At 73.9% G+C, this 11,480-nt stretch carries 7 protein-coding genes; 2 read left to right on the top strand and 5 right to left on the bottom strand.

Annotation, left to right across the window (positions count from 1 at the left end; translation table 11 throughout):
- Positions 1 to 129 precede the first annotated feature (129 nt).
- A complete protein-coding gene (locus D9V36_RS32735) occupies positions 130 to 954 on the top strand; it encodes a class I SAM-dependent methyltransferase (protein ID WP_129296944.1) in 825 nt (274 codons plus the stop codon).
- 181 nt (positions 955 to 1,135) lie between these two features.
- Positions 1,136 to 3,982, top strand: coding sequence for an ATP-dependent RNA helicase (locus D9V36_RS32730; RefSeq protein WP_129296943.1), 2,847 nt, complete (start codon positions 1,136 to 1,138; stop codon positions 3,980 to 3,982).
- A gap of 51 nt (positions 3,983 to 4,033) precedes the next feature.
- Here D9V36_RS32730 and D9V36_RS32725 read toward each other — a convergent pair whose 3' ends face one another.
- The 5 genes from D9V36_RS32725 to polA form a co-directional block, all read right to left on the bottom strand.
- Complete coding sequence (locus D9V36_RS32725; RefSeq protein WP_129296942.1) at positions 4,034 to 5,050, bottom strand: DUF3068 domain-containing protein; 1,017 nt, start codon at positions 5,048 to 5,050, stop codon at positions 4,034 to 4,036.
- Between the two features lie 111 nt (positions 5,051 to 5,161).
- A complete protein-coding gene (locus D9V36_RS32720; protein WP_129296941.1) occupies positions 5,162 to 5,296 on the bottom strand; it encodes an SPW_0924 family protein in 135 nt (44 codons plus the stop codon).
- A 269-nt stretch (positions 5,297 to 5,565) separates the two neighbouring features.
- Positions 5,566 to 7,395: a lytic transglycosylase gene (locus D9V36_RS41535; protein ID WP_206739760.1), complete on the bottom strand. Its 1,830-nt coding sequence runs from the start codon at positions 7,393 to 7,395 to the stop codon at positions 5,566 to 5,568.
- Between the two features lie 300 nt (positions 7,396 to 7,695).
- Complete coding sequence (locus D9V36_RS32710) at positions 7,696 to 8,397, bottom strand: rhomboid-like protein (RefSeq protein WP_241721129.1); 702 nt, start codon at positions 8,395 to 8,397, stop codon at positions 7,696 to 7,698.
- A 190-nt stretch (positions 8,398 to 8,587) separates the two neighbouring features.
- A complete protein-coding gene (gene polA / locus D9V36_RS32705) occupies positions 8,588 to 11,326 on the bottom strand; it encodes a DNA polymerase I (protein ID WP_129296940.1) in 2,739 nt (912 codons plus the stop codon).
- Positions 11,327 to 11,480 lie beyond the last annotated feature (154 nt).

Here is an 11,480-nt window from a genome sequence, read left to right as displayed (position 1 = left end):
CGGTCAATGCGCGAACGCGCACACCGGGGGCAAACGCCCCATAACCGGCACACACGATGTTCCGCGAGGTCGAACGGCCTCACAGCCCCTGCAGCGACAAGCAGAGCGAACCTTACGACGACGGGCGCCATGAACCAAGAGCACGAGCCGGAGGCGACTCGCCGTGACGCCTCGGACACCGAAAGCAGCCGGGCCAGCCGGGGCTGGTGGGACAGCAACGCGGACGAGTACCAGAGCGAGCACGGCGCCTTCCTCGGGGACGACCGGTTCGTCTGGGGCCCCGAGGGGCTGGACGAGGCGGACGCCGCGCTGCTCGGGCCGGCGGCCGAGCTGAAGGGGCGCCGGATCCTGGAGATCGGAGCCGGCGCGGCGCAGTGTTCCCGCTGGCTGGCGGCGCAGGGCGCGCTCCCGGTGGCACTCGACCTCTCCCACCGGCAGCTGCAGCACGCCCTGCGGATCGCCGGCGGGCCGGGCGAGGACGCCCTCGATCTGGTCGAGGCGGACGCCGGGGCGCTGCCGTTTAGCGACGGCAGCTTCGACCTCGCCTGTTCCGCGTACGGGGCGCTGCCGTTCGTCGCCGATCCGGTGCGGGTGCTGCGCGAGGTGCGCCGGGTACTGCGGCCGGGTGGCCGGTTCGTCTTCTCCGTCTCGCACCCGATCCGCTGGGCCTTCCCCGACGAGCCGGGGCCCGAGGGGCTGTCGGTGGGGGCTTCCTACTTCGACCGCACGCCGTACGTCGAGCAGGACGAGTCCGGCCGGGCCGTGTACGTCGAGCACCACCGGACGCTGGGCGACCGGGTGCGGGACGTGGTGGCGGCCGGGTTCCGGCTGGAGGATCTCGTCGAGCCGGAATGGCCGGAATGGAACACCCAGGAGTGGGGCGGCTGGTCCCCGCTGCGCGGGCATCTGATCCCGGGGACGGCGATCTTCGTGTGCTCGGCAGTGGCTCCTTAGCGGAACGGTGGTGCCCGGCTGACGGGCCGGCGGTGCCGTACGGGCGGACCGGCGGTGCGGCGTGGCGGACCGGCGGTGCCGGTGCGGAGCAGGCGGCCGGCCGGGCAGGCACGGGCAGTCGGGGTGGCGCTGCCCCGGGGCAGCCGGCCGGCGGGCCCGGCCGGGGCGGCAGACTGGGGGCGTGATCCGCCGTGACGCCCTTGACCAGCTGCCCGTGCGCACCGCGCTGCCCTCGCTGCGCGCCGCCCTCGACGGGCCCGGTGCCGCGGTGCTGTGCGCGCCGCCGGGCACCGGCAAGACGACGCTGGTGCCGCTGGAGCTGGCGGGCCTGACCGGCGAGGGGCCCGAGCGGCGGGTGCTGGTCGCCGAGCCGCGGCGGATCGCGGCGCGGGCGGCCGCGCGGCGGATGGCCTGGCTGCTGGGCGAGAAGACCGGGGACCGGGTCGGGTTCACGGTGCGCGGGGAGCGCAGGGCCGGGCCCCGTACCACCGTGGAAGTGGTGACGACCGGGGTGCTGCTGCAGCGGCTGCAGCGCGATCCGGAGCTGGCGGGCGTCGATGTGGTGATCCTCGACGAGTGTCATGAGCGGCATCTCGACGCCGATACCTCCGCGGCGTTCCTTCTGGACGTACGGGAGACCCTGCGGCCCGAGCTGCGGCTGGTGGCGGCGTCGGCCACGACGGATGCCGAGGGCTGGGCACGGCTGCTGGGCGGCTCGGAGGGCCCGGCGCCGGTGGTCGAGGCGGCGGGTGTGTCGCATCCGGTGGAGGCCGTGTGGGCGCCGCCGGAGCGGCCGGTGCGGCCGGCGCACGGGATGCGCGTCGATCCGGCGCTGCTGGCGCATGTGGCGGCGGTGGTGCGGCGGGCGCTGCGCGAGCGGACGGGTGATGTGCTGTGTTTCCTCCCTGGTGTCGGGGAGATCGGGCGGGTCGCCGGGGAGCTGGCCGGGGTGGACGCCGAGGTGCTGCAGGTGCACGGGCGGGCCCCGGCCGAGGTGCAGGACGCCGTATTGGCGGGCGGGAACGGCCTGCGCAGAGTGGTGCTGGCCACCTCGGTGGCGGAGTCCAGCCTGACCGTGCCGGGCGTGCGGGTGGTGGTGGACAGCGGGCTGGCGCGGGTGCCGCGGACGGATCATGCACGGGGGCTCAGCGCGCTCACGACCGTGCGGGCCTCCCGGGCCGCGGGCCGTCAGCGCGCCGGCCGGGCGGGGCGTGAGGCGCCGGGGGTGGTGTACCGCTGCTGGTCGGAGGGCGAGGACGGGCGGCTGCCGGCGTTCCCCGATCCGGAGATCAAGGTCGCCGATCTGACGGCGTTCGCCCTGCAGGCGGCCTGCTGGGGCGATCCGGCGGCCGCAGGTCTCGCCCTGCTCGACGCGCCGCCGGCCGGTGCGCTGGCCGCCGCGCGGGAGGTGCTGACGGCGATCGGTGCGGTGGACGGGACCGGCCGGGCAACGGCGCGAGGGGTGCGGATGGCACGGCTCGGGCTGCACCCACGGCTGGCGCGCGCCCTGCTGGACGGCGCACCCGAGGTCGGCGTGCGCCGCGCCGCGGAGGTGGTCGCCCTGCTGAGCGAGGAGCCGCCGCGGGCGTACGGGGACGATCTGGCGGCCGCGTGGCGCACCGCGCGGCGGGGCGGCGATGCGTACGCGGCGCGGTGGCGGCAGGAGGCGCGGCGCCTGGCGTCGGCGGCCGGGGAGCCGCGGGCCGGGGCGGGCGCGGACGCCCGCGCGGGCTCCGGGGCCGGGACGGGCGCGGGACCCGGTGGCGGTGGAACGGGCGCGGAGCCCGGTGGCAGGCAAACGGGCGCGGGACCCGGTGGTGGAGGGACGGGCGCGGGGCCCGGTGACGGAGGGACGGCCGCCGGGCACGGTGTCGGGCGAAGCCGGAACACCGCCGGGGGCGTGGGTGGCCGGGCCGCTGCGGTCCCCGGCGGTGGCCGGAGCGGAACCGGGGGCGGGGACGGCACGGCGGCAGCGGTCACCGACGATGCGGTCGCCGGGCTCCTTGCCGCGCTGGCCTTCCCGGAGCGGGTGGCACGCGCCCGCGGGGGCGGGACTTTTCTCATGGCGTCGGGGACCGGCGCCGAGTTGGCGGGGGCAGGGCCGGGCCCGGGGGCGCAGGCCGGACGGGGGCACCACGCGGGTCCCTCGGGCGGGGGCGGCGGATCGGGACTGCGGGATGCGGCGTGGCTGGCGGTTGCGGTGGCGGACCGGCCGGTGGCGGCGGTGTCGGCGCGGGTGCGGCTCGCGGCGGTGATCGATGAGGAGACGGCATGTGCCGCGGCGCGGGCGCTGTACTCCACCGGTGAGGAGGTGCGCTGGGCGGACGGTGACGTGGTGGCCAGGAGCGTGACCCGGCTGGGGGCGATCGAACTGGCGTCCCGGCCGCTGGCCGCGCCCGACCCCGGTCTGCTGCGGGACGCGGTGCTCTCGGGCCTGCGGCGGGAGGGGTTCGGTCTGCTGCGGTGGCCGCCCGGGGCGGTGTCGCTGCGGCAGCGGCTGGCGTTTTTGCACCGGGAGCTGGGCGCGCCGTGGCCCGATGTGTCGGACGCGGCGCTGCTGGAGCGCGTCGAGGAGTGGCTGGGGGTGGAGCTCGGCCGGGCGCGGCGGCGGGCCGACCTGGCACGGGTCGATGCGGGGCAGGCGCTGGCCCGGCTGCTGCCCTGGGCCACCGGCGACGCGGCGCGCTTCGACGAGCTGGCACCGGAGCGCATCGAGGTGCCGAGCGGTTCGCGGGTGCGGGTGGATTACGAGGGTGAGCAGCCCGTGCTGGCCGTCAAACTCCAGGAGCTGTTCGGCCTGCAGGAGTCGCCGCGGGTGGCCGGCGGGCGGGTTCCCGTGCTGGTGCATCTGCTGTCCCCCGCGGGGCGTCCCGCTGCCGTCACGGCGGATCTCGCCTCCTTCTGGCGGGACGGATACCGGTCCGTACGCGCGGAGTTGCGCGGGCGCTATCCCAAGCATCCCTGGCCACAGGATCCTTCGGCGGCCCAGCCGACCCGGCACACCTCGGCGCGCCTCAAGCGGGGCTGAGCACGGGGCCGGAGGGGCGCGGAGGCGGCTCGCTGACGTCATGTGTTCACGTTACGGGCCGGCACTGACAATGCCGTCGCCGGACGACGGCGGCGCGGGGGCGGGCGCCTTGCCGGCCGGGGAGCGGGGGCGGCGGCCGCGGGCTTCGAGGTGCAGGCTCAGGGCGAGCGACGCGGCGCCGAGGACCAGGAATCCCCACGGGAGGTAGCGGGTGAGCAGCAGGACGAGGGTGCGCTGCGAGGTCACCAGGGCCACGGTGGAGTCGATGTAGTCGTCGCGCATCTTCACATGGCCGGCGAACGCGGTGACCTTGCCGCCCCCGGGCAGCAGTTGGCCGCCGCGCAGCTCCTCCCGGTGGATCTCCTGGCCGTTGACCGGCGCGCCGGTGACCGGCTCCACCCAGAACATCCGCTTGGTGGTGTACCAGCGGGTGGTGCCCATCTTCTCGACGGACTGCGGGGTGATGCCCCTGACCGGCATCTTCTTGGGGAACGCGACCTTGGTCCAGGGGACGGTCTGCTCGAAGTAGTAGACCTCCAGGCCGTGGAAGGTGCGGGTGCCCCTGTAGTGGATGGGGGCCGAGGTGCGGGTCTGGGCGTCGAAGTAGGCGTAGTCGCGCTTCTCGGTGAGGAACGGCCACTTGTACTCGATGCCCTCGCGGTGCACCCGGTCGCCGTCGACCATCTCGCCGGTGGCGTGCACGGGTTCCTGGGAGTGTGCGTCGAAGAGGTAGCGCTCGGGGATTTCGGAGACCATCTTGCCGTCGGGACCCACGACGTAGGACAGCGCGTCCCAGACGACGACGTCGCGGCCCGCGGACTGTTCGATGCGGTCGGACGCGGCGACATCGCCCTTGAGGGTCTGCACGATGGTGACCCGGGGGACGCGCTCGGCCTTCATCGTCCCGTAGTTGAGGAGGGTGGCGGGCCTGGCCTCCAGGACCATGTCCTGGTACTGGCCGGGCGGGATCTTGGCGAGCCGCGGAAAGGCGTACCACCGCATCAGCGGGGACAGGGCGGTGAGGAAGACGGCGAGGGCGAGCAGCACCAGGCTCGCCGGGCGGCTCATCCCTCGCGCTTCTCCGCGCCGGCCGGGGCCCGCGGTGGCGGAGCCGGCCGGGGACGCGGGGGTGGTCCCCCGAGTGGGCACAGTGCGACGCATGGCGGTGGCGTCCCTCCCTCAGGGGTGCTTGGGGACGGTGGTCAGCAGCGGCTTGGGCGAGGTCGTGCCGTGGGGTGCGCCGATCGCCGCGAGGGTGAGCACGAGGGCGAACGCCGCGGCCAGTCCGGCCGCGGCTGCTGTCAGGGCGCGCATGGTCGGCCTCCCGAGAGCTGATGCAGCGTCAGGGCGGGGGCACCGTAGCAACGGGCGGCCGAGATGAGAACACGTGACACCGCCGTCCTGCCCTGGACGGAGGGCAGGACGGCGGTGGCGGGGCCGGCGCGGCGGCCGGCCCGGCTCGTCGGCCCGGTGGGGCGGCCCGGCTCGTCGGCCCGGCCAGAGTGCCGGGGCCGGCCGGGGCGATGCCGGACCGGCGGCCCGCGGGGTGCGGGACCGGCCGCGGCGACGGGCCGGGAGTGTGGTCAGGAACCGGTCGGGGCGGCGACCTTGAGCTCGATGGTGAGTACGGCGCCGTCGGCGGTGGTCAGCCGCAGCAGGAACGTACCGGCGTGCGTATCGGTGTAGATCTTCGGGAGCTTCAGCAGGCCGTGGGCGTCGGTGGTGAGCCCGGTGAGGGTGCGGACCGGCTTGTCCTTGCCGTCGCCGGTGGCCGTGGGGTCCTTGAAGTAGGGGCCCTTGTCGTTCTCCTCGGGCTGCTTCGGGTCGTCGGTGACCATGGTCGCGGTGACCGCGGCGCCCGGCGCGATCTTGCCCCGGTAAGTCGCCTTGACCTCGACCGCGTCCTCGGCGAAGGCCTGTCCGGCGGTCGCCGTCAGCTCCTTGTCCGAGGTGCGCAGGAGCTTGTCGGCCTTCGGCGCCGGCTTGGCCTTGACGGTGGCGTCGAAGGCCAGGGCGGGGGCGGTGCGGCCCACGGCGCTGGCCCTGATGGTGAAGGCACCGGCCACCTCGCCCGCACGCAGCGTGGGAGCGGTGGCGAGGCCGTCCTTGTCCGTCGGGACGGTGACCGAGGTGGCGTTACCGGGGAACCGGGCGCCGGTGGTCTTGGGCAGGGTGAAGCGGACGGGGGCGCCGGCGACGGCCTTGCCGGCGGCGTCCTTGGCGCGCACCCGCGGCGATGCGGCGAACTCGGTGCCGGCGGTGGCGCTCAAGTCCTTGTCGCCGACCCGTTCGAGGGTGGTGAGTTGGGCGGGCTCGGTGGGTGGCTTCGGGGTGGGCTTCGGGGGCTTCGGGGGCTTCGGGGGCTTCGGGGGCTTCGGGGTCGGTGTCCCCGTATTGCCGCCCGGAGTGTGACCGGTGCCGTCCGAACTCCCGGGCCTGCCGGGGCGGTTCGGCGTGCCGGTGCCGGATCCGCCGGATCCCTTGTGCCGGCCGGGCGCGGGAGAGCTGTGGTGGGGGTGCGAGGCGTCGCCGGTACGGCCGTCGCCGTGGCCGCCGGACCTGCCGGTGCCGTCGCGGTGCACCGGAAGGACGCCCCGGCCGTCCGGGACCTCGTGGGTGCCCTTGCGGTAGAACGCGTACCAGGACAGCACCGTCCGCAGATAGTCCTCGGACGCGTTGTAGCCGAGTATCGCCCGGTCCAGGTCGGCCTGGACGGACAGATCGCGGCCGCCGGCGCAGAGATAGCGGCCCGCGGCGAGGGCCGCGTCGAAGACGTTGTGGGGATCCTTCTTGCCGTCGCCGTTGCCGTCGGCGCCCCAACCGGTGCCGTCGGGGCCGCCGTTGGACCAGGTGGAGGGGATGAACTGCATCGGGCCCACGGCACGGTCGTGGGTGAGGTCGCCGTCGTAGCGGCCGCCGTCGGTGTCCTTGATCAGGGCGAAGCCGTGGCCGTTGAGCTGCGGGCCGAGTATCGGCTGAAGGGTGGTGCCCTCGGCGTCGACCGCCCCGCCGCGTGCCTGTCCGGACTCGACCTTGCCGATTCCGGCGAGCAGTTGCCAGGGCAGCCGGCAGCCCGGATCGGACGCACCGACCGTCGAGGCGGCCTTCTTGTACGCGGCCAGGACGGTGGCGGGCAGACCGGCTTCGGCGGGCCCGGTGCCGAGGACGGGGCCCTGGCCGGTGTGGTGCGTCTCGTGCGGCGGTGCCGGCCGGTGGACGGGCGGCCGGTCGGTGAAGTACGCCGAACCACCGTCGATGGGGGTATCGGCGGGTGGGGCGGGCTTGGGCCCCTTGGCGGCCGGGGCCTCGGTGGCGGCGGGTGCCTGAGAGGCGGTCAGGGCGGCGAGCACCACGGCCGCCACCGCTGTCGAGGCCGCTCCCCTACGGAGCCGCCTTCGGAATGTGGCTGCCATACGTGGTTCCCCTCCGCGTTGCCTACCGCGCCCTGACGCGGTGTTGCGCTCCCCAGCGCTCCAACTCAGGCGACACTACGACAACTCGGGCCCGGCATCTACCACCAACATCGGACACATAATGATCCGAATCGATCCAGGAGGGGCGGCCTGCCGTTTACGCTCAGTCATGCCGCGGCCGTGCCGCGCTCCCCGCCATCCGGCGGACCGGCGCGGCGCATGGTCCGTTGACCGCCCCGACCGTGCTCTTCGGCGCCCGGGGCGCCTTTCGGGTTACCCGCGCCCGCGACGCTCGTCGGCCTACTCGACCAGTGCCGGGGCGGGTTGCGGCACCGCGGCCGGGGCGGCGCGCCGGGCGGCCCGCAGCAGGAAGGCTCCGCAGACGAAGCCGATGGCGGCCGCCAGCAGATGTCCGACGGTGGTGAAGTCGGGTAGCGGCCCGCTCCAGTCGCCGCCGAGCACCGGCCAGGCGACGACACCGGCCGCCGCGAGCCACCGCGCCCGGCGCAGCAGGAGCGCCCCCGTCGCAAGGACCGTCTCGGCCCCGTAGCTGATGCCGAAGTCGGTGGCATGCCGGACGCTGTCCGGGTACCAGCCATGAGCGAGAGCCACGTGGATCAACGGCATGGTCAGCAGGGTGGCACCGAGATGCCCCAGCACGAAGAGGGCGCAGGCACGCCTCGCTCCGTACCGTCGCTCCAGCCACGCCAGACACACGATGACGCCGAGACCGAGCGTGATCAGCGTGCCGGCGAAGGCCTCTGAGGTGATCTCGGTCAGCGTGCCGTCGAAGAACAGCATGCTGCCCGCCAGCACACGGGCCGGATGGTCCTGCAAGTTGTCCAGATTCGTACTGACGCCGAGCACCACACGCTGTGCCTCCGCGGCGGACAGCACCGCAGTGCACCACAGATGGGTCGACAACAGCAGTCCGGCATAGCCGGCCGTGACCGGGCTGCGGGAGAGATAGGTGCCCAGGGCTCGGGCCACACGACGTATCACGGAGTGATCAAAGCAGAGCGCTTTTGGGGGGAACAGGATCCATGACGCGTCGGGCGACAACCGCTTTCGGGCCACCGTCGAGCAGGCCCGAACCGACCGCGATTCGGTGCGGTGCGGGCCGGGTTGCGGCAGGGCTGCGTGGCCGGTTGCGGCGCGGGGCGCCCGCGCCGTCACCGGCCCGCTTCCCGGCTCAGTGCGCCGCCGACTCCCAGTCCTTGCCGGAGCCGACCGAGACATCGAGCGGGGCACTCAGCTGGACCGCCGCGGCCATCTCCCGGCGGAGCAGTTCCTCGACCTTCTTGCGTTCGCCGGGGGCGACCTCGACGACGATTTCGTCATGGACCTGGAGCAGCATCCGCGACCGCAGCTCGTCGGCCCGCATCGCCGCGTCGACCCGGAGCATCGCGATCTTGACGATGTCGGCGGCGGTGCCCTGGATCGGGGCGTTGAGCGCCATCCGCTCGGCCATTTCGCGGCGCTGGCGGTTGTCGCTGTTGAGGTCGGGGAGGTAGCGGCGGCGGCCGAGCATGGTCTCGGTGTAGCCGGTGGCGCGGGCCTCCTCGACGACGCGCTGGAGGTAGTCGCGCACCCCGCCGAACCGCTCGAAGAAGTTGTCCATCAGCTTGCGGGCCTCCTCGGGCTGGATGCCCAGCTGCTGGGAGAGACCGAACGCCGACAGGCCGTACGCCAGGCCGTAGGACATCGCCTTGATCTTGCGGCGCATCTCCGGGTCGACCTGGTTCGTCTCGACCGAGAAGACATGGGAGGCGACGGTGGTGTGCAGGTCCTCGCCGGAGGTGAACGCCTCGATCAGGCCCTCGTCCTCGGAGAGGTGCGCCATCACCCGCAGCTCGATCTGGCTGTAGTCGGCGGTCAGCAGCGACTCGAAGCCCTCGCCGACGACGAAGCCGCGGCGGATCGCCCGGCCCTCGTCCGTGCGCACCGGGATGTTCTGGAGGTTGGGGTCGGTGGAGGACAGCCGTCCGGTGGCCGCCACGGTCTGGTTGAAGGTGGTGTGGATCCGGCCGTCGGCGCCGATGGTCTTGATCAGGCCCTCGACGGTCGTCCGCAGCTTGGCCTGCTCACGGTGCCTGAGCATGATCACCGGGAGCTCGTTGTCGGTCTGCGACGCCAGCCAGGCCAGGGCGTCGGCGTCGGTCGTGTAGCCCGTCTTGGTCTTCTTGGTCTTGGGCAGGCCCAGCTCGCCGAAGAGGACTTCCTGCAGCTGCTTGGGCGAGCCGAGGTTGAACTCGTGGCCCGCGGCGGCGTGTGCCTCCTTGACGGCCTGCTGCACCGCCCCCGCGAACTGCTGCTCCATCCGCTCCAGCCAGCCCCGGTCCGCGGCGATACCGGCCCGCTCCATCCGGGCCAGCAGCTCGCTGGTCGGCAGCTCCACCTCGCGCAGCAGATCGGCCGCGCCGACCTCCGCCAGCTTCGCCTCGAACGCCGTCCCCAGGTCGAGGACCGTACGGGCCTGCACCATCAGGGCGTCCGCCTCGGCCTCCTCGTCCGCGCCGAAGGCGAGCTGGCCGTCGCCGGCCGCGGCCGGGGCGAGATCACGTCCCAGGTATTCGAGGGAGAGCGCGTCCAGCGCGAAGGAGCGGCGGCCGGGCTTGACCAGATAGGCGGCCAGGGCGGTGTCCATGGAGACGCCCTCGATGCGCCAGCCGTGCTCGCCGAAGACCCGCATCAGGCCCTTGGCGTTGTGCATCACCTTGGGACGGGCGGCGTCCGCGCTCCAGGCGGCGAAGGCCTGCTCGTCGGCCTCGTCGAGCTGGGCGGGGTCGAACCAGGCGGCCGGGCCCGCGGGGGCCGCCAGCGCCACCTCGGCAACGCTGCCGCTGCCCAGCGTCCATACGTCGACCGTGGCCACACCCAGCGGGCCGGTGCCGTGTTCGGCCAGCCACGGAGCGAGTTCGCCGGTGCCGAGGACCGTGCCGTCCACCTCGACGCCCGGGGCCGGGGCGGCCTCCTCGGCGGCCTCGGCCGCTCCGGGGTCGACTGCGTGCAGCCGGTCGCGCAGGCCCTGGTTGCGGATCTCCAGCCCGTTGAGGAACACCGTGAGCGCATCGCGGTCGTACGCCTCGCGGGTCAGCTCCGCCGGGCCGCACGGCAGCGCGACATCACGCACCATCTCCGTGAGCCGGCGGTTGAGCTTCACCGCGTCCAGGTGCTCGCGGAGGTTGACGCCCGCCTTGCCCTTGACCTCCTCGGCGCGCTCCACGAGCTCGGCGAACGAACCGAACTGGTTGATCCACTTCGTGGCGGTCTTCTCGCCGACGCCGGGGATGCCGGGGAGGTTGTCCGACGGGTCGCCGCGCAGCGCGGCGAAATCCGGGTACTGGGCGGGGGTCAGGCCGTACTTCTCGAAGACCTTCTCCGGGGTGAAGCGGGTCAGCTCGGAGACGCCCTTGGTGGGGTAAAGGACCGTGACGTCGTCGGAGACCAGTTGGAAGGAGTCGCGGTCGCCCGTGACGATCGAGACCTCGAAGCCCTGGGCGGTGGCCTGCTCGGTGAGCGTGGCGATCACATCGTCGGCCTCGAAGCCCTCGACCGCGAACCGCTTGACGCGCATCGCGTCGAGCAGCTCGCCGATCAGCTCGACCTGGCCCTTGAACTCGTCGGGGGTCTTGGAACGGTTCGCCTTGTAGTCGGCGAACTCCTCGGACCGCCAGGTCTTGCGCGAGACGTCGAAGGCCACCGCGAAGTGCGTGGGCGCCTCGTCGCGCAGGGTGTTCGCGAGCATCGACGCGAAGCCGTAGATCGCATTGGTCGGTTGCCCCGTGACGGTCGTGAAATTCTCCACGGGCAGGGCGAAGAACGCCCGGTATGCCATGGAATGCCCGTCCATCAGGAGCAGGCGGGGACGGCCGCCCGCCGCCGCCTCGGTGCCGGTCGCTTCGCTCTTCTTCGCTGCCTTTGCTGCCACGCCCCCGATCCTGCCACGCCCCACTGACAATCCCCGCCGCGACGGCCGCGGCTCCCCGCCGCGGCCCGGCCCCGGACCTGCCCCGGACCTGCCCCGGAGCTGCTCAGAACCCGCTCCGGACCGGCGGGGCCACCGCCTCCGCACCCACCCCGGC

The organism is Streptomyces lydicus (genome assembly GCF_004125265.1).
Taxonomy (GTDB): Bacteria; Actinomycetota; Actinomycetes; order Streptomycetales; family Streptomycetaceae; genus Streptomyces; species Streptomyces lydicus_C.
The sequence above is the reverse complement of the archived record's forward strand: the minus strand, read 5'-3'. Positions and strand labels throughout refer to the sequence as shown.